The organism is Sphingorhabdus arenilitoris, from assembly GCF_042651485.1.
Classification (GTDB): Bacteria; Pseudomonadota; Alphaproteobacteria; order Sphingomonadales; family Sphingomonadaceae; genus Sphingorhabdus_B; species Sphingorhabdus_B arenilitoris.
Map to the genome: position 1 here is coordinate 79,396 of NZ_JBHSDH010000005.1, position 25,199 is coordinate 104,594.

General features: G+C 53.8%; 27 protein-coding genes. 11 read left to right on the top strand and 16 right to left on the bottom strand.

Annotated features, from left to right (window positions below; all coding sequences use genetic code 11):
- The first annotated feature begins 94 nt into the window (after positions 1 to 94).
- Together clpA and ACFOWX_RS00525 are read left to right on the top strand one after the other, a co-directional pair.
- Positions 95 to 2,437 (top strand): ATP-dependent Clp protease ATP-binding subunit ClpA, encoded by a 2,343-nt coding sequence (gene clpA / locus ACFOWX_RS00520; RefSeq protein ID WP_381420496.1) that lies wholly within the window; start codon positions 95 to 97, stop codon positions 2,435 to 2,437.
- 113 nt (positions 2,438 to 2,550) lie between these two features.
- Positions 2,551 to 4,929, top strand: a complete 2,379-nt coding sequence (locus ACFOWX_RS00525) for a putative bifunctional diguanylate cyclase/phosphodiesterase (RefSeq protein WP_381420497.1) — start codon at positions 2,551 to 2,553, stop codon at positions 4,927 to 4,929.
- Between the two features lie 2 nt (positions 4,930 to 4,931).
- On the opposite strand, the gene recF is transcribed toward ACFOWX_RS00525, so the two are convergent.
- A complete protein-coding gene (recF, locus tag ACFOWX_RS00530) occupies positions 4,932 to 6,002 on the bottom strand; it encodes a DNA replication/repair protein RecF (protein ID WP_381420559.1) in 1,071 nt (356 codons plus the stop codon).
- 591 nt (positions 6,003 to 6,593) lie between these two features.
- On the opposite strand from recF, the gene ACFOWX_RS00535 reads away from it, so the two are divergent.
- The 3 genes from ACFOWX_RS00535 (at position 6,594) to ACFOWX_RS00545 (ending at position 7,806) form a co-directional block, all read left to right on the top strand.
- Positions 6,594 to 6,770 carry a PspC domain-containing protein gene (locus ACFOWX_RS00535; protein WP_381420498.1) on the top strand — a complete coding sequence of 59 codons (177 nt, stop codon included), beginning with the start codon at positions 6,594 to 6,596 and terminating at the stop codon, positions 6,768 to 6,770.
- Between the two features lie 101 nt (positions 6,771 to 6,871).
- Entirely contained in the window at positions 6,872 to 7,219 is a 348-nt protein-coding gene (locus tag ACFOWX_RS00540) for a PilZ domain-containing protein (protein ID WP_381420499.1), read from the top strand.
- An 86-nt stretch (positions 7,220 to 7,305) separates the two neighbouring features.
- Complete coding sequence (locus ACFOWX_RS00545; protein ID WP_381420500.1) at positions 7,306 to 7,806, top strand: thermonuclease family protein; 501 nt, start codon at positions 7,306 to 7,308, stop codon at positions 7,804 to 7,806.
- A 260-nt stretch (positions 7,807 to 8,066) separates the two neighbouring features.
- Here ACFOWX_RS00545 and ACFOWX_RS00550 read toward each other — a convergent pair whose 3' ends face one another.
- Positions 8,067 to 9,434, bottom strand: coding sequence for an acyltransferase family protein (locus ACFOWX_RS00550; RefSeq protein WP_381420501.1), 1,368 nt, complete (start codon positions 9,432 to 9,434; stop codon positions 8,067 to 8,069).
- Between the two features lie 690 nt (positions 9,435 to 10,124).
- Entirely contained in the window at positions 10,125 to 10,841 is a 717-nt protein-coding gene (locus ACFOWX_RS00555; protein WP_381420502.1) for a class I SAM-dependent methyltransferase, read from the bottom strand.
- Positions 10,842 to 11,064: 223 nt separating this feature from the next.
- Here ACFOWX_RS00555 and ACFOWX_RS00560 point away from each other — a divergent pair, with 223 nt between their 5' ends.
- From ACFOWX_RS00560 to ACFOWX_RS00575, 4 genes are read left to right on the top strand one after another with little or no spacing between them, the layout of a single operon-like run.
- Positions 11,065 to 12,645 (top strand): M23 family metallopeptidase, encoded by a 1,581-nt coding sequence (locus tag ACFOWX_RS00560; protein ID WP_381420503.1) that lies wholly within the window; start codon positions 11,065 to 11,067, stop codon positions 12,643 to 12,645.
- A gap of 54 nt (positions 12,646 to 12,699) precedes the next feature.
- Entirely contained in the window at positions 12,700 to 13,701 is a 1,002-nt protein-coding gene (gene hemB / locus ACFOWX_RS00565) for a porphobilinogen synthase (protein ID WP_381420504.1), read from the top strand.
- 47 nt (positions 13,702 to 13,748) lie between these two features.
- The gene (locus ACFOWX_RS00570) at positions 13,749 to 14,291 is read left to right on the top strand and encodes a GNAT family N-acetyltransferase (RefSeq protein ID WP_381420505.1); all 543 of its coding nucleotides are present in this window, start codon (positions 13,749 to 13,751) and stop codon (positions 14,289 to 14,291) included.
- Positions 14,288 to 14,848, top strand: a complete 561-nt coding sequence (locus ACFOWX_RS00575; protein ID WP_381420506.1) for a gamma carbonic anhydrase family protein — start codon at positions 14,288 to 14,290, stop codon at positions 14,846 to 14,848. Before ACFOWX_RS00570 ends, ACFOWX_RS00575 begins: the two co-directional genes overlap by 4 nt.
- 64 nt (positions 14,849 to 14,912) lie before the next feature.
- Here the strand turns inward: ACFOWX_RS00575 and ACFOWX_RS00580 are convergent, their stop codons facing one another.
- Positions 14,913 to 16,970: a TonB-dependent receptor gene (locus tag ACFOWX_RS00580; protein ID WP_381420507.1), complete on the bottom strand. Its 2,058-nt coding sequence runs from the start codon at positions 16,968 to 16,970 to the stop codon at positions 14,913 to 14,915.
- 162 nt (positions 16,971 to 17,132) lie between these two features.
- Here ACFOWX_RS00580 and ACFOWX_RS00585 point away from each other — a divergent pair, with 162 nt between their 5' ends.
- Both ACFOWX_RS00585 and ACFOWX_RS00590 read left to right on the top strand, forming a co-directional pair.
- Positions 17,133 to 17,483 carry an arsenate reductase family protein gene (locus ACFOWX_RS00585; protein WP_381420508.1) on the top strand — a complete coding sequence of 117 codons (351 nt, stop codon included), beginning with the start codon at positions 17,133 to 17,135 and terminating at the stop codon, positions 17,481 to 17,483.
- Between the two features lie 65 nt (positions 17,484 to 17,548).
- Positions 17,549 to 18,514: an alpha/beta fold hydrolase gene (locus ACFOWX_RS00590; RefSeq protein WP_381420509.1), complete on the top strand. Its 966-nt coding sequence runs from the start codon at positions 17,549 to 17,551 to the stop codon at positions 18,512 to 18,514.
- Here ACFOWX_RS00590 and ACFOWX_RS00595 read toward each other — a convergent pair.
- The 12 genes from ACFOWX_RS00595 to rplN all read right to left on the bottom strand — a co-directional run bounded on the left by ACFOWX_RS00595 (position 18,495) and on the right by rplN (position 25,170).
- Positions 18,495 to 19,139, bottom strand: a complete 645-nt coding sequence (locus tag ACFOWX_RS00595; RefSeq protein ID WP_381420510.1) for an adenylate kinase — start codon at positions 19,137 to 19,139, stop codon at positions 18,495 to 18,497. The two genes, ACFOWX_RS00590 and ACFOWX_RS00595, sit on opposite strands and share 20 nt — an antisense overlap.
- Before the next feature lie 48 nt (positions 19,140 to 19,187).
- Positions 19,188 to 20,564, bottom strand: coding sequence for a preprotein translocase subunit SecY (gene secY, locus ACFOWX_RS00600; protein ID WP_381420511.1), 1,377 nt, complete (start codon positions 20,562 to 20,564; stop codon positions 19,188 to 19,190).
- A 174-nt stretch (positions 20,565 to 20,738) separates the two neighbouring features.
- Positions 20,739 to 21,260 carry a 50S ribosomal protein L15 gene (rplO, locus tag ACFOWX_RS00605; RefSeq protein WP_381420512.1) on the bottom strand — a complete coding sequence of 174 codons (522 nt, stop codon included), beginning with the start codon at positions 21,258 to 21,260 and terminating at the stop codon, positions 20,739 to 20,741.
- Between the two features lie 62 nt (positions 21,261 to 21,322).
- Positions 21,323 to 21,499 (bottom strand): 50S ribosomal protein L30, encoded by a 177-nt coding sequence (gene rpmD / locus ACFOWX_RS00610; RefSeq protein ID WP_381420513.1) that lies wholly within the window; start codon positions 21,497 to 21,499, stop codon positions 21,323 to 21,325.
- A gap of 5 nt (positions 21,500 to 21,504) precedes the next feature.
- Positions 21,505 to 22,236: a 30S ribosomal protein S5 gene (gene rpsE / locus ACFOWX_RS00615; protein WP_381420560.1), complete on the bottom strand. Its 732-nt coding sequence runs from the start codon at positions 22,234 to 22,236 to the stop codon at positions 21,505 to 21,507.
- A gap of 2 nt (positions 22,237 to 22,238) precedes the next feature.
- Positions 22,239 to 22,592: a 50S ribosomal protein L18 gene (gene rplR, locus ACFOWX_RS00620; protein ID WP_381420514.1), complete on the bottom strand. Its 354-nt coding sequence runs from the start codon at positions 22,590 to 22,592 to the stop codon at positions 22,239 to 22,241.
- Between the two features lie 3 nt (positions 22,593 to 22,595).
- Positions 22,596 to 23,129, bottom strand: coding sequence for a 50S ribosomal protein L6 (rplF, locus tag ACFOWX_RS00625; protein WP_381420515.1), 534 nt, complete (start codon positions 23,127 to 23,129; stop codon positions 22,596 to 22,598).
- A complete protein-coding gene (gene rpsH, locus ACFOWX_RS00630; RefSeq protein ID WP_381420516.1) occupies positions 23,129 to 23,533 on the bottom strand; it encodes a 30S ribosomal protein S8 in 405 nt (134 codons plus the stop codon). The genes rplF and rpsH overlap by 1 nt, the downstream gene beginning before the upstream one ends.
- 12 nt (positions 23,534 to 23,545) lie before the next feature.
- On the bottom strand, positions 23,546 to 23,851 hold the full coding sequence (gene rpsN / locus ACFOWX_RS00635) for a 30S ribosomal protein S14 (RefSeq protein WP_381420517.1): 306 nt from the start codon (positions 23,849 to 23,851) through the stop codon (positions 23,546 to 23,548).
- Between the two features lie 41 nt (positions 23,852 to 23,892).
- Positions 23,893 to 24,477, bottom strand: a complete 585-nt coding sequence (rplE, locus tag ACFOWX_RS00640; protein ID WP_381420518.1) for a 50S ribosomal protein L5 — start codon at positions 24,475 to 24,477, stop codon at positions 23,893 to 23,895.
- Positions 24,470 to 24,799, bottom strand: a complete 330-nt coding sequence (rplX, locus tag ACFOWX_RS00645) for a 50S ribosomal protein L24 (RefSeq protein ID WP_381420519.1) — start codon at positions 24,797 to 24,799, stop codon at positions 24,470 to 24,472. Before rplX ends, rplE begins: the two co-directional genes overlap by 8 nt.
- 2 nt (positions 24,800 to 24,801) lie before the next feature.
- Positions 24,802 to 25,170 carry a 50S ribosomal protein L14 gene (rplN, locus tag ACFOWX_RS00650; RefSeq protein ID WP_381420520.1) on the bottom strand — a complete coding sequence of 123 codons (369 nt, stop codon included), beginning with the start codon at positions 25,168 to 25,170 and terminating at the stop codon, positions 24,802 to 24,804.
- Positions 25,171 to 25,199 lie beyond the last annotated feature (29 nt).

A 25,199-nucleotide genomic window follows, 5' to 3' on the forward strand; every position in this document is an offset into this window, starting at 1 on the left:
TTATTTCGCGGAATATGTTGACAGGTAAGACCGCTATTCCGACATAGATGATAGAAAGGGATATTACCTTATATCCCGCCAAGGAGTAGAAAATATGCCTTCATTCGCGGAATCGCTCGAAACGACATTGCATAATGCGTTGAAGCACGCGGCCGACCGTACCCATGAATATGCCACATTGGAGCATTTGTTGCTGGCATTGATCGACGATGCCGACGCGGCGCGGGTGATGCAAGCATGCGGTGTCGATTTAGGTGAGTTGTCTGATATAATTATAACCTATTTGGATGGCGAGCTGGAAAGCCTGCGGGTTGAAGGCAAGGTTGACCCCTCACCCACCAGTGGCTTTCAACGCGTGGTGCAGCGCGCGATCCTGCATGTCCAAAGTTCTGGCAAGGATGTTGTTACCGGCGCGAATGTCCTGGTCGCGCTATTTTCCGAACGGGAAAGCTATGCCGTCTATTTCTTGCAGCAACAGGATATGAGCCGGCTCGACGCGGTTTCTTTCATCAGCCACGGCATCGGCAAGGATGGCAAGCTGACCCCCACCGAGATTAAGGGCACAGAAGAAGACAGTGACGACAATAGCGAAGCCGCAGCCAAGGGTAAGAAAGAAAAAGGGAGCGCGCTGTCGCAGTTTACCGTCAATTTGAACAAAAAGGCGGAGCAAGGCCGGATCGATCCCCTAATCGGCCGCAGCGCAGAGGTTGACCGCACTGTTCAAATCTTGTGCCGCCGGTCAAAAAACAACCCGTTATATGTCGGCGAACCCGGCGTCGGAAAAACCGCAATTGCCGAAGGTTTGGCACGGCGTATTTATGAAAAAGACGTGCCCGAAGTTCTCCTGCCTGCCGTGATCTACTCGCTCGACATGGGCAGCCTGCTTGCGGGAACGCGTTACAGAGGTGATTTTGAAGAACGGTTGAAGGCGGTGGTTACCGAGCTCGAAAAAATGCCCGACGCGGTTTTATTCATCGACGAAATCCATACGGTCATTGGCGCAGGCGCAACCAGCGGCGGCGCAATGGACGCCTCCAACCTGCTGAAGCCGGCGCTATCCAACGGCTCGATCCGCTGCATCGGTTCGACCACCTATAAAGAGTTTCGCAATCATTTCGAAAAGGACCGCGCCCTGCTGCGCCGGTTCCAGAAAATCGACGTGAATGAGCCGAGCATCGACGACACAATCAAAATCCTCGCTGGCCTGCGCGGTGCATTTGAGGAGCATCACAAGGTTAAATATACGCCTGATGCCTTGAAAACGGCGGTCGAGCTGTCGGCACGCTATATCAATGACCGCAAATTGCCCGATAAGGCGATTGACGTGATTGATGAAGTGGGTGCGATGCAAATGCTCGTCCCGCCATCCAAACGGCGCAAGATGATCACATCGAAAGAGATTGAAGCGGTCATTGCAACCATCGCACGTATCCCGCCGAAAAATGTGTCGAGCGATGACAAAACAGCGCTTGGCAACTTGGAAACTGATCTGAAACGCGTGGTCTTTGGCCAAAATCAGGCGATTGAACTGCTTGCCTCTGCAATCAAATTGTCGCGGGCGGGCCTGCGTGAACCCGACAAGCCGATTGGCAATTATCTGTTCAGCGGTCCCACCGGCGTGGGCAAGACCGAAGTCGCGCGGCAATTGGCGTCCATCCTAGGCATTCCGCTCAAGCGGTTTGACATGTCGGAATATATGGAGCGGCATAGCGTATCGCGGCTCATTGGCGCACCTCCGGGTTATGTCGGATATGATCAGGGCGGGCTGCTGACCGATGCGGTGGATCAAAATCCGCATTGTGTGCTGCTGCTCGATGAAATTGAAAAAGCGCATCCCGACCTGTTCAACATATTGTTGCAGGTGATGGACAATGGCCGTTTAACGGATCACCATGGCAAGACGATTGATTTCCGCAATGTCATCATCATCATGACCACAAATGCCGGTGCCGCCGATATGGCGAAGGAAGGCATCGGTTTTGGGAATAATATCAGCAAGGAAGATGCGAGCGACGAAGCAGTGAAGAAAATGTTCAGCCCCGAATTTCGCAACCGGCTCGATGCAATCGTGCCCTTTGCCTATTTGTCGCCCGAAGTGGTGGCAATGGTCGTGGACAAATTCATCCTGCAACTGGAATTGCAGCTTGCCGATCAAAATGTGCATATCAAATTGGATGATGAGGCCCGCAGCTGGTTGTCCGAACGCGGTTATGACAAGCTCTATGGCGCACGGCCGATGGGCAGGTTGATTCAAGAAAAGATCAAACAGCCGCTGGCCGAAGAATTGCTCTTTGGCAAATTGGTCAATGGCGGGGAGGTATCGGTGCATATGAAAGACGGCAAACCCGTTTTTGAAGTATCGCCCGCGCCGCCGAAAGCCGCCAAGCCCAAAAAGCCGCGCAAAAAAGCATCTGATAAAGCGGATAAGGCGAATTAGAGTTGTATGATTTTATTTTTCAAGGGCGTCCGAATATTGCAAGTTTTCTGGGCGTCCGTGAGCAATAAACAGCTGATAATCATATATTAAGCATTCGCAGCTATCCGGTGGTGATGGATGGCAGGGTCAAAAAAATTGCGCATATTACGGGCGTACCGGGCAAAAGCGATATTGCTTTAAAGCCGTGGCTTACCAAACGGCTTTTGGAAGAACATTTCGGTTCTCTCAAAGCCTCTGTTGCCGCCAGTATTATCAATGCTTCAATCTTGGGCGTCGTATTCTTCGCATCTCGTTCTTGGCAGATATTGACCGTCGCCGGATTATTGATGGCCATTTTGCTGGTGTGGCGAGTTTCCAATTACCGCAATTTGCCCGATGCCAAAACCGACCCGGTAAAGCTTAAAAAAATACTCCATTCGGTTGAACTGAATGCCGCTGGTCTTGGCCTATGGTGGGGGCTGTCGGTCGTCATACTTATGCCAGGTGCAACCCCGTCGCAGCAAATTTTATGCGCGATATTGGGGGCAGGAAAAATGGCGGCGGGTGCGCTGACTTACCGCACGCTGAAGCGCGCGGCTTATCTGTTTGTCGGATCATGTGCGGCGGGCTGCTTCATCTCGCTTGCCGAATTGGGCACCGGCGCGGCTTATGCTTCGGCTATATTAGTGATGTGTTATGCGGCTGTGCTGTTCGCCAGCATCCGGTCAACCGAAACCGCGATTATTGAAAGCCATGAGCGTGAAAATGCGCTGCGCGATTCCGCCGAAACCATTAACATGTTGCTCGCCGATTTCACCGAACAGGGCAGCGACTGGGTGCTGGAAATGAACAGCCAGACGCAAATATTGAACCCAAGCCCTCAAATGGCGGCTGCGCTGCAACGGCCGATTGAAACTTTGGCGGGGCAATCTTTTCTCGACCTGCTGGATGAGGGACCGGAACGCGATCAAATGGCCGACCATATCGCGCTTGGCCGGGCTTTCCGAAATTTGCAAGTCAGCCTCAGTATTGGGAACGACCGTTTCTGGTGGTCGATCAGCTTGCGCCCTGCTCTGGAAATGAATGGCAATTATCGCGGTATCGTAACCGACATCACCGCGCAGCGGCAAGCCGAAGAGCAAGTCAGTTATATGGCGCATTTTGACTCGCTGACCGATCTGCCCAATCGTTTTCAATTTAATCAACGGCTCACGCGGGTAGTCAAATCGCCGGGAATAAAACCCGGTATCATGTATCTCGATCTGGATCAGTTTAAGATTATCAATGACACGCTGGGTCATAGCTTCGGCGACTTGCTGCTGAAAGGTGTGGCCGCGCGGCTTAAAAAATGTGTGAGCGCACAGGAAATTGTTGCCCGTCTGGGCGGCGATGAATTTGCGATATTGATTGAAAATCGCAGCCTGACCGAGATTCAGAAAATTGGAGACGACATAATCGCGGCCTTGACGCAGCCATTCCGGCTCGATGACCATGATGTCATTGTTGGCACCAGTATCGGCATTGCACTATCCCCGGAACATGGTGAGGATGCAGAAACGCTGCTACGCAACGCGGACCTCGCGCTTTATGAAGCAAAATCGCAAGGCCGCAACCGGCAGATTGTATTTGAAGATGGCATGGACCAAGCCGCACAATTGCGCCGGGCGCTGGAGCTCGATCTGCGCGGGGCGTTGGGCAAGGGTGAGCTATGTCTGCATTATCAACCCTTGGTGCAAATCGATAGCGGCGAAACGCTGGGTTATGAAGCCCTGATCCGCTGGGAACATCCCGAACGCGGGGTGGTGATGCCCGATACGTTCATTCCCATAGCCGAAGAAAGCGGTATGATTATTCCTATTGGCGAATGGGTTATTCGCCAAGCCATCGATGATTTAACGCAGTGGCCCGATAATATGACGGTTTCGATCAACCTTTCTCCTGTGCAGATGCGCAGTCCAAGCTTGATTACCACATTGGTTCAAGGATTGGCCGCGACCGGGGTTGAGCCCAAACGGGTTTGCCTTGAAATAACCGAAAATGTCCTGATGCAGGATAGTGATGCCAATATGGCAACGCTGCATAAATTGCATGAAATTGGCGTGCAGATTGCTCTGGATGATTTTGGCACGGGCTATAGCTCGCTCAATTATCTGCGCAGCTTCCCCTTTGACAAGATTAAGATTGACCGCTGTTTTGTCGACGAAATCGATACGCGCGAAGATTGCCAAGCGATTGTCCGTTCGGTCGTCGATTTGGCCAGAAGCCTGGGCATGACCACCACTGCAGAAGGCGTTGAACGCGACGACCAGGTTGAACATTTGCGCCGCGAAGGATGCAGCGAAGTGCAAGGCTATTTATTCAGCAAGGCCGTGCCGCAGGACCAGCTGACCGACCTGCGCAAACCTGTGCACAGCCATGCGCAGCGCCTTGTCGACATGGAAACCAAGCGAAAGCTGAAACAGGAAATCGCCGCGCGCGTTGGGCGCATTCAAAAAGGCAAGAAAACCGGCTAAGGCTATAAATGCAATTGCCCGTTATCGACTTCGATAAACAGCGCATCGCCGGTTAATCCGCCGAATAACGCTTTTTCCGTACCCGTCATCCATAGCTGGCTTCCGGTGGCCGCCAGCCGTTCAAACAGCGCTGCACGGCGCGCAGGGTCCAAATGGGCCGCCACCTCGTCCAGCAAGATGACCGGTGCTTCGGACCGAATATCAGCAACCAGCCCCGCATGAGCCAGAATAACCGACAGCAACAGCGCCTTTTGCTCCCCGGTCGAGCATAAGCCAGCGGGCTGATTTTTCACTTTATGCGTAACGAGCAAATCCGCACGGTGCGGTCCTGTCAATGTGCGCCCGGCGGCGGCGTCACGTGGACGGCCGCGCTGCCACACAGCGCGAAGCTCCGCCTCGCTGGTTGGGCTTGCGCCCTCAATGGACAAAATCGGAATGGCAAAGGGTCCCTCCGGCTCCTGCGCCAGCCGCTCACCTAACTGGTCGATCATCCGTTTGCGGCTCGCGTCAATCTGCACCGCATTTTCGGCCATCGCCTTTTCCAGTCCATCGAGCCAATCAGGGTCGGCGGGTCTGTCATCGGACAATAATTTATTGCGTTGCCGCATGGCGCGTTCATATTGGCTACTATAGCGGGCGTGTGAGGGTTGCACGGCCATAACCAACCTGTCTAGAAAACGCCGCCGTTCGCCCGCGCTATCGGTAAACAGCCGGTCCATCGCCGGGGTCAACCAGATGACCGCAAGCCATTCGGACAAAGCGGTAATTGCGGCGGGCGCGCCGTTGATCCGGACTTTACGCCGGTCCGGCGCGTCGAGGCTAACGCCAGTGCCCAGCTTAATATCTTCAATCTCCGCCGCAATTGCAAAACCGCCGCGGCCCCCATGCCGGGGCATATCCGACAAAGCCGCACGGCGCAGCCCCCTTCCTGGCACCAAAAGGGATACCGCCTCCAAGATATTGGTTTTGCCTGCACCATTTGCGCCATGCAGCACAGTAAACTGACGCCCCGGCCGGAATGATGCCTGCGCATGATTTCGAAAATCAGTCAAAGAGAGACGGGTCAAAGCCATTATCGCTGCGTTGCTATAGCAGATGCGGTGGCGGTCAACCGGCAATATCGCGTCCATGACCGATTTTGCATTCATCCAGGGTTCAGCATTTCCCAAATGTTGGGATATTTTCCCATTTTATCTGAAGATGTAAATTGCCTATTCGCGTAAATTCCTACCAAAATATTGTTTTATATAGATTTGTAAAAACTGGCACGCATCCTGCTGTATGGGTCATGTAAGCAATTACGACCCACCAAACCGCCCCATCGGGCAACCACTATAAAGGAATTTCACAATGACCCTATCGATCAACAACCAAATCGCCGCTGTATTTGCTGCAGTAATTTGCGCTTTTGTGACCATCGCCGCCAGCGCTGGACCAGCAATTTCAACCGTATCGCCCTATCTTGTATAATCACACAGATATTAACTAAGGAACTGACCCCATGAACTTTTCCCACTATCCCCGCACCACTGCCATTTTCGGCGCGCTGATCTGCACATTCATCACTCTGACGGTGAGCGCAGGACCAGCCATATATACCGCCGCGCCGTATCTGGTATAACCCACATATTGGCATCGCTATCTATTATTGAAAGGATAATGAAATGAACAAATTGACGTTGGATAAGCAAAATAAGAAAATCTGGGGCGTGTGTAGCGGCCTTGCAAATTGGGCGAACATTGACACCAGCCTCGTGCGGCTAGGTTTTGTTATAGCCACATTGATCGGTGTCGGATCGCCAATATTGATCTATCTGGTGCTCGGACTTATTCTGGATTGATATATTCCTTCCAATAAACTACTGCGCAGATAGCGAAAATGTTAATATTTTTGCGGTAACAAAACAAAATATTTTTCCAGCGGGTCGCGCCTATGGAGAACATGATGTCGGTAAATGAAGAACGTAATGATGACGACCGTCACTGGTTTAACGCCCGCGAATATGATCGCGGCGATGTTCAAATTTATGCCGACATCAGGGAACAGGGCGCGGGTAAGCACAAGGTCAATATTATCGACCTGTCCCGATCCGGCTTTCGTATTCATTCGCTGACCTATATTAAAGTCGACAAGACGGTGTATTTGACCATCCCCGGCTATGCCCCACTGGAGGCGCGTATTGCGTGGCATAAGGGCGATTTATATGGCTGCGAATTTAGGGACCGACTGCATGTTGCCATATATGATCATATGGTCAAAACCTTCCCGTCTCTGGTGCGGGCGCGTTAAGGCTATTGCCAAAAAACCGGATTGCCTTTCCAAAAAGCCATGCGGCAAAGCGTAGCGCAAGCCGCGCATTTTGGAACAAGGTAACGATGATTATCGCCCTCATGTTTATGCTGGGCGGGGCATATATTTACAGCGTTTATAATGATAACCGCGAAATCTTTATACCTTCACCGGGCGCAGCGATAAGAGCAGCCGACGGGGATAGTTTTTCCGTTGGTGCCAAAAAACTCCGCTTACGCGGCATTGATGCGCCGGAGCGTGATCAGATTTGCGTCGATGAAAATGGCAAAGACTGGCCCTGCGGCCTGGCCGCCAAAGCCGCATTGGCTCGGCTTTTGGAACAGCCAAACCTAACTTGCGAAGCCGGTGCCTATGACCGGTTTGGGCGGGCATTGGCCAAATGCGCGGTCAGCGAACACAGCGATATTGCCGCCAATCTAGTCGCCAGCGGCTTTGCGGTTAGTCAGGAATTTAACGGCATACGCGACTATAGCCGGGAAGAAGACAGGGCCCGCAGCGCAAAGCGCGGCATCTGGCGCGGCACATTCACGCCCCCTCGCGAATGGCGCGACACCCATCCCCGATAAAAAGGGTTAGTTAGGGTCCGGACCCAATAGAAACAGCATCGAGGCGTCAAAATGGCAAAGATATCGGGGTAAAATGCGCGCAGTCAGGCAGTTATTCTGCCTGCAAGCGTACTTTGCGACGAGATCGAAGCCATTTTGACGTCCTTTAGGATTTGACCCATTTTGCCCAGTGCTGCGTCAGCAAGCCTTGAGATATATGTATATCCCGGCGGCTCACTTCCTAGCCCTGAGCAAAATGGCTTCAAACCTCGGTGCTGTTTCTATCGAGTCCGGACCCTAAATCTTTTTGTCAGTTTGTAGGCTGGGCCGAAACGGACCAGCCCCGCGCCGATAAAGGGCAGGATAACGATCCACAACCGCACGCCGGTTACACCCATCGGGCTGGCGATGCTGATCGCCGCAGTCGCGCCTAGCCCTGCACAAATGAGCAGTAAAGCCGCAATCAGCCGCCAATGCGGCACATCCCCTTTTTCCGGTAGGCCCGCCCCGCGCGGCAATTGTTCATAGCGGGCAAAGATCATAATCATCGGCAATAATGCGGCGATATAAAGCGCAAACCAAACAGGCCGCGACAGCCACCAAGCGCTGCTCCCTGGGGCAAGCTCTAGCCCTATTCCGCCCAGCAGCCACGCGGCAACCATGATTAAAACAAAAGCGGTCAAATGCCACAGATAGACGGTCATAATCATACCGTTCAGCAAGACCACACCGGTCCATATCCGGGCATTATCAAGCATCCGCCGTGCCGCTGGCTCCAGCGTTAGCGCGAGCCCCATTTGGGCAATACCAAGCGCCAGCAAAGCCAGCGTTGGCGGCATGCTATTGCTCAGTGGTTCGCCTGGAACACCGATCATCGCCACGGGATAGGGACCAAAACCGATCAACAACGCTAGCGCAGCAAAGCCAGTAATACCCCAAACCATAGCTCGGTTTCCGGCAAAACTGGCCTTGGCGAAATACCCTTCGCTCCACGCATAACCCAATTGATGAACCGCCAACCAGATAAAGGCAAAATTGACAAAATTGATGAACGGCACACCAAAATATAGCGCCGCTATATCAACCAGCACGGCTCCTGTTACCAAGGCCGCAAATGATCCCATGCCAAATCGCGTCCATGCGGCGTGAGTTAGGGGAACCACCGCCGCTACCATCAAATAAACAGACAGGAACCAGACGGGGATCAGCGCCAACTGAGCCGCGAGCGCGACTATCTTGCGTTCCACCCCCATCATCGTGCCGAAAAAAGCGAATAGGGTCCATATCAGGAATAGCGGCAGGACCGGACTAACTAGCCGCAGCAGGCGTCCGGTAAACCAAGCCGCATATGTGCCGCCATTGCGCCGGTTCGCGGCCCAGCTCACGCCATTGGAAAAGCCGCCGACAAGAAAGAATAAGGGCATGACCTGAAATCCCCAGGTCAGCCATTGTGTCCATGGCAAAATGCCCAATAAATGGCCGCCTTCAACCACGCCGTCTTTGATATAAGGCGCAGCAACGAGCCAGTGGCCGACAACCACGGCGAGGATGGAAAAGGCCCTCAAAAAATCGACGTAACGATTGCGTTCCGGCGGCGCCAGCATCGCCATTTGCTCCGCTCTTGCCCATAAACCCTGTTTTGTTGCCATATATGCCGTCTTTGCCTTTAATCGTGATCGAGCATCACCCGAACCCGATATGCTCTATTACGCCTATCGAGCAAAATGGTTAATTTCCTGCTGCCTTTGACATGCCTGTCTCGCCACCGCTGCATTATTCACGATAAAACACCATAATGGAGCTATTTCACAAATTTGTAAAATCGTGTAATTAGAACAAAGTCGCTGAGTCGGAAAACGGCTCCAATAAAGAAATTCAGGGGAGCTTTTTGCTCCGGAACGAATGGAAAAACATGTTGGACATACTTTTTGAATCGCGAGAAAGGGCACAGCGCGATAAATTAGAAATACAGTATCTTTCGGTCAGCTATGGCCAAGAGTACAAATCAGAATTGCGGCGGCGGGCCAGTGATAGCGATTTATCCCTCCGCGACCGAAAACATTGGCAGCGATTGCTGCGCAAGGCCGAAAGGTCAGAATTTTAAAGCGGGCTGACCAGCAAAACGAACTGGTATGACAGGCCCGCCCGGTTAACTGGGGATTTCGTCGCTTGGCGGTGACCGCGTTCCCAGTGAAATTCATATGCTGGCCTGTCCGCCCCCGAGACCCTATCAGGACAGGCATAGCTTTGGCCTTCCGCCTCGATCCCCCCTGAGGCGGAGGGCCTTTTTTTCGTAGAGGCAGAAGCATACGGCCAAGAATGCGGTTTAGGGTCGAGACCTAATTCTTGCTCTGGCAGGCTTTAATTTTTCCAGGGTCCGGCCGTTCACCGCTCGATTCAAATCGAGCAAAATATCCGCCAACATCCAAACGCTCGCTATAGCCTTTCAGGTGAAAACCGACCGCTTCAAATTCACAGAATAACAGCTTGGGCGGAATACCATGTTGATTGGTTGGCCGGTCGCGATCAACCACAATCACCTGCCCACCCTTGGCCAATGCAGGTTCAAGCCGCCACAAAAACGCATAGGGTTCGGTCACTTCATGATACATATGGACCAAGAAAATGCGGTCAAAAGACCCAGCGGGCAAACGCGGATCGTCAATCGCACCTTCTTTTATAGCGACATTATCGAAACGCTCACGCGCAATGCGTTCACCCAACCGGCGCAGCGCATCGCGGTTAATATCCTGCGCCAGAACGCGCCCCTTTGGCCCCACTCTTTTGGCCAATCGCACGGTATAATAGCCTTCACCTGCGCCAATATCGGCGACCGTTGAACCCGGCTCAATCCCTGCCCAGTCCATCACCATTTCGGCCTCACCTGCCTCATCACGCGCGGTTTCTGTAGAAAATTGCGTGCCCGCGACCGCCGACACTGCACGGGCCGCAAGCGGAAATTCGCGCGAGCTTTCGGGCCGGCTGCTGCCGCCTGTATCCACCGGCTTACACGCGGCCAGCGACAATATGGCCAAAAAAGACATCCTGAAGATCATGAATGCGCCTTATCGCCCTTATCACAGGGAATGAAGCTATTTTTGAACCGACCCGAATATTGCTCAATCGCTCCCGGTTAACCGTTACTGGTAATCCGCCCGCGATTTTACACGTTCCGCCGCACAGCTGCCCACAAAATCTCTGCTTTAATTTGACATTAACCATCATCATGCACAGAAGACCGTCAGATAATTAGGGTCTGACCAAAAGTCAGGGGTCGTTGTGCTACAACCACAAAAGGCAGGACTTGCCGCCATAGCCGGAAATGGCGAAATGATCATCGCGGATGCGATGCGTGCGCCCCTGCGCGCCGTTGCTGCGAATGACAGCGAGCTTACCTGGCGTGACAAACTGTCGGACATGGATCTCGCACCGGATTTAGGCGAAGATATTGGATCGTTACGCTGGTTTCGCGGGCTTGGCACTTTTGCCGCGTTGGTTGCGCTGGCGCTTGCCTTGCTCCCGGATTTCGCGCCGCTATATGGGATGGCAGGCGCAGTCCCGACCGAGGCGGAGTTCGAAGAATCGCGGGCACAAATGATTATGCCGCTCGCCCTAGGCAGTGACAGCGGAAAGAAAATGGCCGCAACCGATGCCGTCATCGCGCTCGCCGCAAGCCCGGAACGCCCCAGCATCACGTTAATGGCCACATTGGGCCGCGGCGACAGCTTTGCCCGCGTTTTGCAGCGTGCAGGCGTTGGCCGAGACGAAGCGGCGCGAGTGACGTCTATGGTATCGGGCGCGGCGGATTTGGGAGCGATTGCGCCTGGCACCCAAATGCAGGTCGTGCTTGGCAAGCGGTCGTCGCGCAATGCGGCGCGGCCTTTGGATGCTCTATCATTCCGTGCCCGATTCGACCTTAATCTTGCCGTTAACCGAGTGGGCGGTGCATTGCAGTTGAAGCGCCTGCCCATTATGACCGACGATACGCCGCTGCGCATTCGCGGCCAAGTGGGCAGCAGCCTGTATAAATCCGCCCGTGCCGCAGGCGCACCTGCCGACGCAATCCAGAATTTCCTGAAAGTCATTTCGGGGCAGATCAATTTGTCCAATCTGCAATCGAGCGATGAATTTGATATTATCGTCGATTATCGCCGCGCCGAAACCGGAGAGGTGGAGGTGGGCGACCTGCTATATGCCGGTATCGACAGTGGCGGTAAATCAAAGGTGCAAATGCTGAAATGGACCAGCGGCGGTTCGGCCCAATGGTTTGAAGCATCAGGCGTTGGCAAAACGCGCGGCGAATTGGGCCGGCCGGTTAATGGCCGGATGACATCAGGCTATGGTATGCGCCGCCATCCGATATTGGGATATCGGCGGATGCATGCTGGCGTAGATTTTGGCGCGCCCCACGGCGCCCCCATTTATGCCGTGACCGACGGTGTAATCAGCTATGCCGGGCGTAAGGGCGGCAACGGCAATTATGTGCAAATCCGTCATAGCGGCGGCCTTGCCAGCGGCTATTCCCATCTCAGCCGCATCGCTGCGCGCAATGGACAGCGTGTCCGCAGAGGCCAAGTGATCGGCTATGTTGGCTCCACCGGCCTGTCGACCGGGCCGCATTTGCATTATTCGCTCTATCGCAACAACCGCGCCATCAACCCGCTATCAATCAAATTCACCGAAACGGCGCAGCTTGCCGGTGCGGATCTCGCCAATTTCCGCGCGAAGCTGGCACGATTGAAAGCAGTAAAGCCCGGCGCGGCGCTCACATCCTTGCGCGGTAGCAATAGCCAAGCGGACGAGCCCAAGCGGGAGATAGACCGGCTCACCATGTCTGTCCCACGTAATAGCCGGATTTGACGCCTCGCTGCAGTTTCGATTGAGCCGCTGCGCTCGCTGGGCTATGGCCGCCCGATGACTGGACAAGCCCAATATCCTAATACACGCCTGCGCCGGGGCCGTGCCGCCGCTTGGAGCCGCGCGATGCTGCGCGAAAATTTTCTGACTTCTGCCGATCTGATCTGGCCGCTGTTCGTCACCGATGGCGAAGGCATAGAGCAACCTATTGCCAGCTTACCGGGCGTATCGCGCTGGTCGGTGGACGGCATTGTAGAACGTGCAGGCGAAGCCATTGCGCTTGGTATCCCCTGCATTGCGCTATTCCCCAATACGCAGGCGGACCGGCGCAGCGCCGACGGGGCAGAGGCGCTGAACCCCGATAATTTAATGTGCCGCGCCATCCGCGCCGTGAAAGCCGCACATGGCGATGCAATTGGCATCCTGACCGATGTCGCTCTTGATCCTTATACCAGCCATGGGCAAGACGGCCTGATAGACGATAAAGGCTATGTGTTAAACGATGAAACCGTCGCCATGCTGGTCGATCAAGCGGTCAATCAAGCGGAGGCAGGCGCGGATATAATTGCCCCCAGCGACATGATGGACGGCCGCATCGGGGCCATTCGCCGCGCGCTGGAAATGGGCGGGCATCATAATGTGCAGATTATGAGCTATGCCGCCAAATATGCGAGCGCCTTTTATGGTCCATTCCGCGACGCGGTTGGCTCCGGTGGGTTACTGAAAGGTGACAAAAAAAGCTATCAGATGGACCCAGCCAACGGGGATGAGGCGTTACGCGAAGTCGCCATGGATATTGCCGAAGGCGCCGACAGCGTGATGGTTAAACCGGGGATGCCCTATCTCGACATCGTGGCGCGGGTCAGCGGCCATTTCAATATTCCTGTCTTCGCTTACCAAGTATCGGGTGAATATGCGATGATCGAAGCGGCCGCCGCTGCAGGGGCAGGAGACCGCGACGCCATGATATTGGAAAGCCTGACCGCGTTTAAACGTGCCGGTGCCAGCGGCATCCTGACCTATCATGCCGCCCATGCTGCCCGGTTGCTGGCCCAGTAAGGTCGCCCGCTGCGGCCGCCAGAGTGCAAGGGTAAGCGAGAGGGAATATGCCCGACATCATAATGGAAACGGACCGCCTTATCCTTCGCCGGTTTGAGGAAAGCGACGCAGAATTGCAATATCGCTATTGCAACAGCGCTGCGGTTACCCGGCATATTGGAGGACCAAAAGAGCTGCACCAGATTGAATCGTCCCACGCAAAATCAGAGGCTGCTTTCGCGCAATTTGGCTTTGGATTTATGGCGATGCAGGAAAAGGCGAGCGGCGATTTTATCGGTTACTGCGGCGCCAAACGAGTGGACTGCGCCTATGCCAAAAATATCGGTGATGCCGAAATGGGATGGCTGGTGCGCGAAGATCGTTGGCGGCAAGGCTTTGCCGTAGAAGCCGCCCGCGCATTACTCATGCATATGTTTGAACGTATTGGCGTGCCGCATATTTGCGCAATGACAAGCGAAAGTAACATATCATCATGGCGCTTGATGGAAAAGCTGGGCATGGTAAGGCGCAAGGAGTTGGATTTTGACGATCCCGATTATCCGGAAGAGGAAAATCCCACGATCGTTTATGTCAAAGAGAATATATCATGATAAACCGTCCCGATGTTTCGATCATCTCTATCCACGGCAAAACGCCGCAGATTGACGATAGCGCCTTTATCGCACCAGGGTGCCGGATCATTGGCGATGTGCGCATCGGTGCGGGTGCAAGCATCTGGTATAATTGCGTGATCCGCGCAGAAGTGAACTATGTCGAGATCGGCGCGCGCAGCAATATACAGGATGGCAGCTCAATCCATTGCGACGGCCCCCTGCCCGGCCTGCCCGAAGGATTTCCGACGATTATTGGGGAAGATGCGCTTGTCGGACATAATTGCATGATCCATGGCTGCATCATCAAGGACCGAGGATTTACAGGGCTGTCGGCGACGGTGATGAACGGCGCGGTTATTGAAAGCGATGCAATGCTGGCCGCTGGAGCCATGTTGACGCAGGGCAAAATTGTCCCCTCGGGTCAGCTTTGGGCCGGTTCGCCTGCCCGTTACGTTCGGGCACTGTCGTCGGAAGAAATCACCGGCATGCAAGTCGGCGTTGCCCATTATGTCGAAAATGCCAAAGCCCACCGACAAGCCATAGAACAGGGTTAAGCCCTAAACCTACCTGGGGTAGGATGAGCACAGCGGGTTAGGCCGCGCTCATCCTAATCATCCCTTAAAATTTGATCCGAGCGCTCAACCGTGCGTTGATTGGCGCGCCGGTTGAAATATTATTATTGTTATGCGCGTCGGAAAAATATTCGGTGTCGAACAGATTTTCGACATTGAGCTGCAGTCCGAATTTTTCATTCACGTCCCAAAATAGAGCGGCATCCACCCGGGTAAATGCGGGCAGCAGCACGGTGTTGCTGATCGACGCAAATTGTGATGATTGATGGATCACGCCCACACCGCCGCCAAAATTGTCATTCAGATTATAGCGGTTCCACAGCGCGACTTGATGCTGGGGCTGTTGATCAATGCGCACATTACTATCTTCGACATGGGCATTGATGAAAGTGTAGCCGCCGCTCACCTGCCATTTGTCGGTGACTTGCCCCGCAATATGCAGCTCCACGCCTTGCGCTCTTGTACCCGGCAGCAGGATGATATTGCCCGGATTGGCGGGATCGCCGGTGGTGTTATTGGTCCGGTCAAGCCGGAATATAGCCGCAGTTAACGCCAAGCCCGGCTCAATATCCCATTTCGCGCCGACTTCATAATTGGTGAATTTTTCCGGCTCCAGATTTTCCTGCACGGCGGATAGCGTTAAAAACTGATCCCCCGACCGCGGCTGAAATGACTGGCTATAGCTTGCATAGAAAGAGACATTTTCCTGAGGTTTGTAGATTAGGCCGACCCGCGGTGAAACTTTGCTATCGGTTCGGCCAAAGGCCCGGTTGCCGCCTGCAATATCAATGCCGCTAATGTCGAAATTGTCGTACCGGATGCCTGCAACAATATCGAAATGGTCGCTTAGGCTGATCTGGTCTTGCACATAAGCAGAGAAGAATTCGACTGTTGAGACGCGGTTCCGGTTCACCACAGGGAAAGTGACGGTGGGGAAGATGATATTGTTCAAATTCAGAACCGAATTGGACAGCACCGCATCGCGCCGCTGATTGGTCGAATCCTGATGCCCATATTCCAATCCGAATAGAATCTTATGCGCGATGCTGCCCGTGTTTATGTCCCAAACCGCATTGGCCTGCGCAATGATGTTTTCGCGCGTCGTTGGATCGGTATAGCCTGCCAAAGCAACCGAATTCGCGGCACTCACTGGACCATTAGCAAACACATTCTCATATAGCTTGTCGTAATTGCCATAGAGCACAGTCGAGCTGACCGACAGATTATCGGACAGCTTCCCATCAACGCGCAGCTTCGCAATATGCGCCTGCAAAGTGGTTACGTTGATGCCGGGTACGCCAAAAAACTGGTCACGCAGGCCGCGGGCCGGGCGGTTGGTTGCATCGGAGGGAATGCCTCGGTCGGTCACCCGGTCATCATCGACATACTCGTAGGATAAGCCAACTTTCCAATCATTGCCGAGGTCAAAGCCAAGATAAGGGTTCACCGCAAAACGGCGGCCATTATAAAAATCGCGGTGGTTGGCCAGTTCTTCATAAAATCCGTTGATGCGCAGCGCACCTGCGTCGCCCAGCGGCGCGTTGACATCCCCCGCCACTTCCCAAGCACCAAAACTGTTAATGCTGCCTTCGGCGCCAATACCGGTTTCATTCGCGATAGGAGCCTTTTGCACGCGGTTGATGATACCGCCGCCGCCGCCCCGGCCAAAGATGAGCGCATAGGGCCCTTTTAGAATTTCGACCCGTTCGATATTATACAAGTTGCGGAAATATTGGACATCGTCGCGCACCCCGTCGAGGAAAAAGTCGGACGTCGATTCCTGTCCGCGAATGGTAATCTGATCACGATTGCCCTCGCCTTGTTGCACCGTGGTGCCAGGAACATAGCGCAGGACATCGCCGATGCTGCGCAGCGCCTGATCGTCGAGTTGGTCACGGGTAATGACGTTAATCGTCTGCGGAATATCAACAAGCGGGGTATCGGTTTTAGTTGCTGTGACGCTGTTAGTGGCCGCATAACCATCGGATTGGCCTACAACTAAGATTGTATCCTGTTCGTCAAACGCGGCATCTTCTGCCATCGCTGGAGTGATTGCACTAGAGGCCATCAGGACCGCGCAAACCGATATTTTAGAAAACTGCATTACATCCCTTCCGAAACACTATTGCGAAAGATTCGCAACATCATAGTCGCAGCCCTATTGCGATTCATTCGCATATGCAATTGCAATAACTGCAACCGCTTGAATATTTCTGTGGTGGGGATAGGAGATGTGATAATGGATATTTTAGGGAGAAAACATCATATGATAGCAACTATTTGGCACAATCCGGGTTGCGGCACATCGCGCAAAACGTTGGAGATATTGGAAAAGAAGCCGGGCGTGGCACTGAAGGTCATTGAATATAAAAAGACACCTTTTGAACGGGAAAAGCTGGTGCAGCTTTTTGCCGATGCCGGCCTTACCGCGCGTCAGGCCTTGCGAATACGCGGCACCGATGCGGCCGAGCTTGGCCTAACGCGCGACGACGTCAGCGAAGATGAGATTTTGGACGCAATGACCGCCAATGCAATGCTCGTCGAACGGCCGTTCGTCGAAACCGAAAAAGGTGTGCGCCTATGCCGCCCTCAGGATAAGGTGCAGGAGATTTTGTAAACACCCGGCGTGTTTCACAACCCGATGAAGTGAAGGCAACTGACACCGCATTTTAAGGAACAACCATGATCGGCAAAATTTTCAAATGGATCGTCGCACTCTTACTTATAGGCTTTATCGCGCTATTCGTCTGGGGCTATGCGCCGGAATTGTCGGTCGAAGAATTGAAGGCGGATTATGCGAATGGCGAATCCGAATTTGTGGGCCTCGGCGGCGGCCTGACCGTGCATCTGCGCGATGAAGGGCCAAAGGATGCGCCTGCGATTATCCTGCTGCATGGTTCCAATGCTTCGCTGCACACATGGGATGGCTGGACCGACCGGTTGAAAGACACCTATCGCATTATCCGCTTTGACCAAGCGGGACACGGGCTGACGGGGCCGCATCCAAAGGATTGTTATACCATAGATTGTTATGTCGACGTGGTGGACCGCGTTGCGGCAAACCGGGGGCTGACCCGTTTCATCTTGGGCGGCAATAGCATGGGCGGCGGGATCAGCTATGCCTATGCCCGCACGCATCCGGAAAAACTCGCTGGTCTTATCTTGGTCGATGCATCGGGCGCACCGCAAACGAAAAAGGCCGACTTGCCAATCGGCTTCAAAATCGCCCGGACACCGGGCATAAACCGGCTAACGCAGATTATCACGCCGCGTTCGATAATAGAAACCAGCCTGACTCAGTCGGTCAGCAACAAAGCGGTCGTTACCCCGGCCAATGTCGATCTTTATTGGAAGATGCTCCGCCGTGAAGGCAACCGCCGCGCCACGGGCCTGCGCTTTGCCGAATATGCCAAACGCAAGGCCTATACGCCGCTGAAAGCCTCCCCGATCCCGGCGTTGATCCTGTGGGGCGCGGATGACAAGCTGATCGCCGCCAGCGACGCCAAATGGTTCGCTGCGCAATTTCCCAACAGCCAGACCAAAATCTATAAAGACATCGGCCATCTCCCGATGGAAGAAACGCCCGAAAAAAGCGCCGCCGATGTGAAAGCATGGGCGGGGAGCGTGATTAGCCCAGCACGGCCTTAATAGCAGCGGTAACATCATCAATCGCGGCCATGCCGTCAACGCGGGTAACGATACCGCGCGCGTCATAAATCGGCAATATCGGCGCGGTCTTGCCGCGATATTCGGCCATCCGGGTGCGCACGGTTTCTTCATTATCATCGGGACGCCGTTTGAATTCGCTGCCGCCGCATTCGTCGCACACACCCTCTTTGGCCGGCTGTTTATAGCGGTCGTGATAGCCTGCATTGCAGGCTGCACAAGTGTAGCGGCCGGTGATACGGTCAACCAACGCGTCTTCATCGACCTCTAACTCAATCACATGATCAAGCTTGCGTCCGCGTGCAGCCAATATGGCGTCAAGCGCCTCGGCCTGCGGTGCGGTGCGCGGATAGCCGTCAAATATAACGCCTGTATCTGGCCCCAGTTCATCGAGCCGATCTCCGATAATTCCGGAAACAATCTCATCTGAAACCAACCCGCCAGCGTCCATCACGGCTTTCGCTTTCAGGCCGACTTCGGTTCCGGCTTTCACTGCGGCGCGGAGCATATCACCTGTGGACAGTTGCACCATGCCATAGGCATCCTCAAGCAACGCCGCCTGTGTCCCTTTGCCCGCACCAGGAGGGCCCAATAGGATGATTTCCATGTCTAACTCCCCCGGGGTCAGTGTTAGTGTCGCGGCAAGGGCGCGCCGTTATCGGCCACGCCCACCCTTTAGCTTCGCTTTTTTCAGCAGGTCACCATATTGGTGCGCCAGCAAGTGGCTTTGGATCTGCGATATGGTATCGACGGTCACGTTGACCAAAATGAGCAGACTGGTTCCACCAATGACGAAAAATTGTGTCTGACCGGTTTGGCCCATGACATAGTCAGGCAACAAACAGACGAAGACCAAATAGGCTGCACCCAAAACGGTGATGCGTGTCAACACATAGTCGAGATAGGCTTCGGTATTTTTACCCGGACGAATGCCTGGAATAAATCCGCCCGCCTTTTTCAAATTCTCGGCTGTCTCCTCGGGATTGAATACAACCGCCGTATAGAAAAAGCAGAAGAAGGCGATGCCAAGACCGTAGAGCAAAAGATACAGCGGCTGGCCATGCTGAAGATATTGAAGCACCTGCTGCAATATCGCGCCGCTGGTCGTATCAGTATCCACGTTGGTTCCCGCCAATTGGGTCACCGTAACGGGCATCAGCAGCAGCGCCGAAGCAAAAATCGGTGGGATCACGCCTGCAGTGTTAATCTTCAGCGGCAAATGGCTGCGGTCGGCCTGCATCATGCCGCGCTGTGTCGCACGTTTTGGATATTGAACCAGCACACGGCGCTGTCCGCGCTCGACAAAACAAATGATGAGAACCAAGACCACAAACATCGTAATGAATGCCAGAACCAAGAAACCGTCAATAGAACCTGTTTGCACGCCGTCCAGCAGGCCAACGATCAGACGCGGGATTTGCGCGACAATGCCCGCCATAATAATGAGCGAAATGCCGTTGCCAATGCCGCGTGATGTGATCTGTTCACCCAGCCACATCAGGAACATGGTGCCGCCAACAAGGCTGATCGTTGCGACGATGCGGAACATCAGCCCCGGTTCAACCACAGCCGCAATACCGTTGGCCGCCGCCAATGTTTCTAGCCCAGACGCAAGGAAATATCCCTGCATCGCCGTCAAAAACACGGTGCCATAGCGTGTATATTGGTTGAGTTTCTTGCGTCCGCTTTCGCCCTCTTTCTTAATCGCAGCCAAAGTCGGCGACAAAGATGCGGCGAGCTGCACCACAATCGACGCGGTAATATAGGGCATGACGCCGAGCGCGATCAAACTCATCCGTTCGAGCGAACCGCCGGAAAATGTGTTGAAAATATCAAGTACGCCGCCCTGCGCATTATTGGCATACAGCGCCGCCTGAGCCACCGGATCAACACCGGGTAACGGAACGAAGCTGAGCATCCGGAAAACAATGAGCGCACCCAGAGTAAACCAGAGGCGCTTTTTAAGGTCTGTTGCCTGACCGAATTTCGAAAAGTTCAAATTCGATGCGAGCTTGTCGGCGTTTGAAGCCATATTTTCGCGTTCCTTATTCCGCGGAGCGGTCCTGTTGCCCATTGCAACAATTGCCCCGGCCCAAAATCTTACCCGGCGTAACAGGAATATTCATCCCCGAAACGCCAAGCCCCGCCGTCCTATATGGAGAGCGGGGCTGACATGACAAGAGCGAAAGCCGCTCCTGATCAAATCTTACTTCTTCGCCGCCGCTTTCGCAGTGCCTTTTTTGGCCGCTGCTTTTTCGGTTGCCGACACGACGGTCAAAATTTCGACCTTGCCGCCTGCTTTCTCAACGGCTTCAACAGCCGCTTTTGAAGCGCCAGCGACCGACAAGCTAACTTTGCTGGTCAATTCGCCTTTGGCGAGCAAACGCACGCCGTCTTTGCCGCCGCGCGCCAAGCCAGCGGCTTTCAACGCCGCATGGTCAAGAGTGGCTTTGGCATCGATTTTTTTCGCATCGATGAATTTTTGGATCATGCCCAAATTGACTTCGGCATAATCTTTGCCGAATGGATTGTTAAATCCGCGCTTGGGAATACGCATATGCAGCGGCATTTGCCCGCCTTCAAAGCCCTTAATCGCAACGCCGGAACGTGATTTCTGGCCCTTCATACCGCGTCCGCCGGTTTTACCCTTGCCCGAACCGATGCCGCGTCCAACGCGCATACGGCGGTGGCGTGCGCCTTCGTTATCTTTGATGTCTGTTAATTTCATTGTTGCACTCGCTTTCGCTTTAATTCGCACTATGTCCCTCCCTTTACCGAGGAAGGACCGGATTAGTCGACGATCTCAACCATATGGCGGACCGCACGGATCATGCCGCGCACCTCGGGCGTATCTTCCAATTCACGCACCCGGTGCATCTTGTTAAGGCCAAGGCCCTTCAAGGTCGCGATCTGCTTTGCAGGGCGGCGGATCGGCGATCCGATTTGCTTAATTTTGATTGTCGCCATTTTGCTTACTCCGTAATCGCTTCGGCTTCGGCTTCAGCAGCTTTGCTGCCGCCACGGCCCAGCAAGTCGGCAATTTTCTTGCCACGGCGCTGTGCCACCGATTTTGGGCTCGTTTGCTCATCAAGTGCAGCAAAAGTCGCCCGAACCATGTTGTAAGGGTTGGATGTACCGTTGGATTTGGTCACCACATCGGCAACGCCCAAGCTTTCAAAAACAGCGCGCATCGGACCACCAGCGATGATGCCAGTACCCGGAGGCGCCGAACGCAAAGTCACATTGCCTGCGCCGAATTTGCCCTTGCCATCATGATGCAAGGTCCGGCCCTCTTTCAAAGGAACGCGGATCATTTTCTTTTTGGCAGCGGCAGTCGCTTTATTGATTGCCTCTGGCACTTCGCGCGCCTTGCCATGGCCAAAACCTGCACGGCCCTGTCCATCGCCCACGACAACCAAAGCGGCAAAACCGAAACGCTTACCACCTTTAACGGTTTTCGAAACGCGGTTAATATGGACCAGCTTTTCAATCAGCTCGTCGCCTTCTTCTTCGCGTTTATTGTCGCGTCCACCGCGGCCACGGCCACGGCCGCCATCACGGCCACCGTCGCGTCCGCCGCGATTGCCACGACCGCGCTGACCTTCGTCGCTATTTTCCCGCGCGGGCGCTTCTTGTGCAGGTTGAGCAACGGCTTCCGCATTATTGGTCACGTCTTCTGCCGGTGTGTTATTTTCATCAGCCATCATTAAAACTCCAATCCGCCTTCACGAGCGGCATCGGCCAACGCCTTCACGCGGCCATGAAACAGAAAACCACCACGGTCGAAAACAACGCTGGTCACGCCGGCTTTTTTCGCCGCAGCCGCAACGCGTTTGCCAACTTCGCTGGCCGCAGCGATGTTACCACCGCTTTTCGCCTTGACGTCTTTGTCATTGGTCGAAGCCGACGCAACGGTCGCGCCTTTGCTGTCGTCAATGACTTGCGCATAAATGTGACGGCCTGTGCGGTGAACCGATAGACGTGGACGTCCGCCGCCTTGAACCCGCAATTTCGAACGAACGCGCTGGCGCCGTTTTTCAAAGAGAGATAATTTCGCCATGGCTTATTTCTTCTTCCCTTCTTTGCGGAAGATATACTCACCGCGATATTTGATGCCCTTGCCCTTATATGGCTCTGGCTTTCTCCAGCGGCGGATCTCGGCAGCAACCTGTCCAACCTTCTGCTTATCCATACCGGAAATTTCAACAGTGGTGTTGTCCGGTGTTTTAATCTCAATGCCCTCAGGAATATCGAAATCAACATCATGGCTATAACCAAGCTGCAGCTTCAATATCTTGCCTTGAACATTGGCACGGTAACCAACGCCAGTAATTTCAAGGACCTTTGAAAATCCTTCGGTCACGCCGTCTACCAGATTTTGCACCAATGTGCGCTGCATACCCCAATAGGACCGCGCCTTCGTGCTTTTGTTGGCCGGAGTCACAGTCACGGCATCCGCCTCAACCGCATAGCTCACTTCGTCCACCATGGGGATCGAAAGCTCACCCTTGGGTCCTTTGACGGACAAGATGCCATCATTTATGGTCGCGGTAACACCCGATGGGATCGCGACCGGCTTTTTACCAATGCGGCTCATCAATATACCTCCGCCAAAATCTCGCCGCCGACATTTTCCGCACGCGCTTCCGCATCGGAAAGCACGCCGCGCGGCGTCGAGACGATCGTGATACCAAGACCATTGCGCACTACTGGCAGGTCTTTTGAACCTGAATAGATGCGACGGCCGGGTTTAGATACGCGCGCCAAATGAATGATCGCGGGTTCACCTTCAAAATATTTCAACTCGATACGAATGCCTTTATGCTGGCCTTTCTTGCCAAAGACTTCGTCAGTATAGCCGCGAATATAACCTTCGCGTTGCAACACATCGAGAACGTTCGTGCGCAATGTCGACGCGGGAGAAATGACAGAGTCTTTCTTCGCACGTTGGCCGTTGCGGATACGGGTGAGCATATCACCCAATGGATCGGTCAATGCCATAATATCTAATCCTTACCAGCTTGACTTTGTGACGCCGGGGATCAGGCCTTTGTTGGCCAGATCACGCAGCTCGATACGGCAAAGCCGGAATTTACGGTAATAGCCGCGCGGACGGCCCGTAGTTTCGCAGCGGTTACGCACGCGGCCCGGGTTTCCGTTGCGGGGGATTTCAGCCATTTTCAAACGTGCGATCAAGCGCGCGCTATCATCGAGGCTTTCATCCTTCGCCATTGCCTTTAATTTCGCATATTGACCGGCATATTTCTTCACCAGTTTTTTGCGACGTTCGTTTTTGTTTATGGAACTCAGTTTCGCCATGACTTAAGTTCTCGTCCTTTCTTGACGAGACAGCTGCTATATTAAGCGGCTGCCTTCTCTTCGGATTCTTCTGCGGGGAACGGGAAGCTGAACAAACGCAACAATTCGCGTGCTTCATCATCCGTTTTGGCAGAAGTGGTTACGATTACATCCATGCCGCGCACCGTATCGATGGCGTCATAGCTAATCTCTGGGAAAATGATCTGCTCTTTCAAACCCATGGCAAAATTGCCGCGGCCATCAAAGCTTTTCGGGTTCAGTCCGCGAAAGTCACGAATACGTGGCATCGCAACCGTCACCAGACGATCAATAAATTCATACATTTGCGCGCCGCGCAGCGTAACTTTCACGCCGATGGGCATACCTTCACGCAGCTTAAAGCCCGCGATGGATTTCTTCGCTTTGGTGATCACGGGCTTTTGACCAGCGATCAATTCCATTTCGGCAAGAGCGGTCGTAACCTTCTTCTTGTCCTGTGATCCTTCACCCACGCCCATATTCAGCGTGATCTTTTCGATCTTTGGAATGGCCATATGGTTTTTATAGCCGAATTTTTCCTGCATCGCTTTGACGATCACTTCGTCATAACGCTGCTTCATACGCGGGGTATATTTTGTATCAGCCACTGATCTTCTCCCCTGACTTTGCGGCAACGCGTGATTTTTTGCCGTCTTTGTCAGCAACAATCTTTACCCGAGTTGCTTTGCCTGTTTTGGGGTCAGCAAGGGCTACGTTGGAAATATGGATCGGTGCTTCAAATGTATCGATCCCGCCTTGTGGGTTGTCCTGCGTTGGTTTGCGGTGACGTTTTGCCAATTTCAGGCCGCTGACAACGACCTTATTTTCCTTTGGCAACACTTTCAGCACTTCACCAGTGCGACCGCGTTGTTCCTTTGGACCAACCAGCAATACTACCGTATCGCCTTTTTTAATCTTTGCCATAGCCATGATTACAATACCTCCGGCGCAAGACTGATGATTTTCATATGTTTTTTGGCGCGCAATTCGCGAACGACTGGGCCAAAAATACGTGTGCCAATGGGTTCGCCATTGTTTCCGATCAAAACCGCAGCATTGCCATCAAAGCGAATGACGCTGCCGTCGGCGCGGCGAATATCCTTGCGAGTGCGAACGATAACAGCCTTATGGACGTCACCCTTCTTCACCTTGCCGCGCGGAGCCGCTTCTTTGATCGACACCACGATGATGTCGCCAACGCCGGCAAAACGGCGCTTTGACCCGCCCAGCACTTTTATGCACTGGACGCGCTTCGCACCGCTATTGTCAGCGACGTCGAGATTAGATTGCATCTGGATCATGGATCCAATTCCTTTCGTTTGGGCTTGCC

Excerpts from the sequence above, each read along its gene's own strand:
- clpA (WP_381420496.1), top strand. The coding sequence starts at position 95 with ATGCCTTCATTCGCGGAATCGCTCGAAACGACATTGCATAATGCGTTG.
- ACFOWX_RS00525 (WP_381420497.1), top strand. The coding sequence starts at position 2,551 with ATGGATGGCAGGGTCAAAAAAATTGCGCATATTACGGGCGTACCGGGC.
- recF (WP_381420559.1), bottom strand. The coding sequence starts at position 6,002 with ATGGCTTTGACCCGTCTCTCTTTGACTGATTTTCGAAATCATGCGCAG.
- ACFOWX_RS00535 (WP_381420498.1), top strand. The coding sequence starts at position 6,594 with ATGAACAAATTGACGTTGGATAAGCAAAATAAGAAAATCTGGGGCGTG.
- ACFOWX_RS00540 (WP_381420499.1), top strand. The coding sequence starts at position 6,872 with ATGATGTCGGTAAATGAAGAACGTAATGATGACGACCGTCACTGGTTT.
- ACFOWX_RS00545 (WP_381420500.1), top strand. The coding sequence starts at position 7,306 with ATGATTATCGCCCTCATGTTTATGCTGGGCGGGGCATATATTTACAGC.
- ACFOWX_RS00550 (WP_381420501.1), bottom strand. The coding sequence starts at position 9,434 with ATGGCAACAAAACAGGGTTTATGGGCAAGAGCGGAGCAAATGGCGATG.
- ACFOWX_RS00555 (WP_381420502.1), bottom strand. The coding sequence starts at position 10,841 with ATGATCTTCAGGATGTCTTTTTTGGCCATATTGTCGCTGGCCGCGTGT.
- hemB (WP_381420504.1), top strand. The coding sequence starts at position 12,700 with ATGACTGGACAAGCCCAATATCCTAATACACGCCTGCGCCGGGGCCGT.
- ACFOWX_RS00570 (WP_381420505.1), top strand. The coding sequence starts at position 13,749 with ATGCCCGACATCATAATGGAAACGGACCGCCTTATCCTTCGCCGGTTT.
- ACFOWX_RS00575 (WP_381420506.1), top strand. The coding sequence starts at position 14,288 with ATGATAAACCGTCCCGATGTTTCGATCATCTCTATCCACGGCAAAACG.
- ACFOWX_RS00580 (WP_381420507.1), bottom strand. The coding sequence starts at position 16,970 with ATGCAGTTTTCTAAAATATCGGTTTGCGCGGTCCTGATGGCCTCTAGT.
- ACFOWX_RS00585 (WP_381420508.1), top strand. The coding sequence starts at position 17,133 with ATGATAGCAACTATTTGGCACAATCCGGGTTGCGGCACATCGCGCAAA.
- ACFOWX_RS00590 (WP_381420509.1), top strand. The coding sequence starts at position 17,549 with ATGATCGGCAAAATTTTCAAATGGATCGTCGCACTCTTACTTATAGGC.
- ACFOWX_RS00595 (WP_381420510.1), bottom strand. The coding sequence starts at position 19,139 with ATGGAAATCATCCTATTGGGCCCTCCTGGTGCGGGCAAAGGGACACAG.
- secY (WP_381420511.1), bottom strand. The coding sequence starts at position 20,564 with ATGGCTTCAAACGCCGACAAGCTCGCATCGAATTTGAACTTTTCGAAA.
- rplO (WP_381420512.1), bottom strand. The coding sequence starts at position 21,260 with ATGAAATTAACAGACATCAAAGATAACGAAGGCGCACGCCACCGCCGT.
- rpmD (WP_381420513.1), bottom strand. The coding sequence starts at position 21,499 with ATGGCGACAATCAAAATTAAGCAAATCGGATCGCCGATCCGCCGCCCT.
- rpsE (WP_381420560.1), bottom strand. The coding sequence starts at position 22,236 with ATGGCTGATGAAAATAACACACCGGCAGAAGACGTGACCAATAATGCG.
- rplR (WP_381420514.1), bottom strand. The coding sequence starts at position 22,592 with ATGGCGAAATTATCTCTCTTTGAAAAACGGCGCCAGCGCGTTCGTTCG.
- rplF (WP_381420515.1), bottom strand. The coding sequence starts at position 23,129 with ATGAGCCGCATTGGTAAAAAGCCGGTCGCGATCCCATCGGGTGTTACC.
- rpsH (WP_381420516.1), bottom strand. The coding sequence starts at position 23,533 with ATGGCATTGACCGATCCATTGGGTGATATGCTCACCCGTATCCGCAAC.
- rpsN (WP_381420517.1), bottom strand. The coding sequence starts at position 23,851 with ATGGCGAAACTGAGTTCCATAAACAAAAACGAACGTCGCAAAAAACTG.
- rplX (WP_381420519.1), bottom strand. The coding sequence starts at position 24,799 with ATGGCTATGGCAAAGATTAAAAAAGGCGATACGGTAGTATTGCTGGTT.
- rplN (WP_381420520.1), bottom strand. The coding sequence starts at position 25,170 with ATGATCCAGATGCAATCTAATCTCGACGTCGCTGACAATAGCGGTGCG.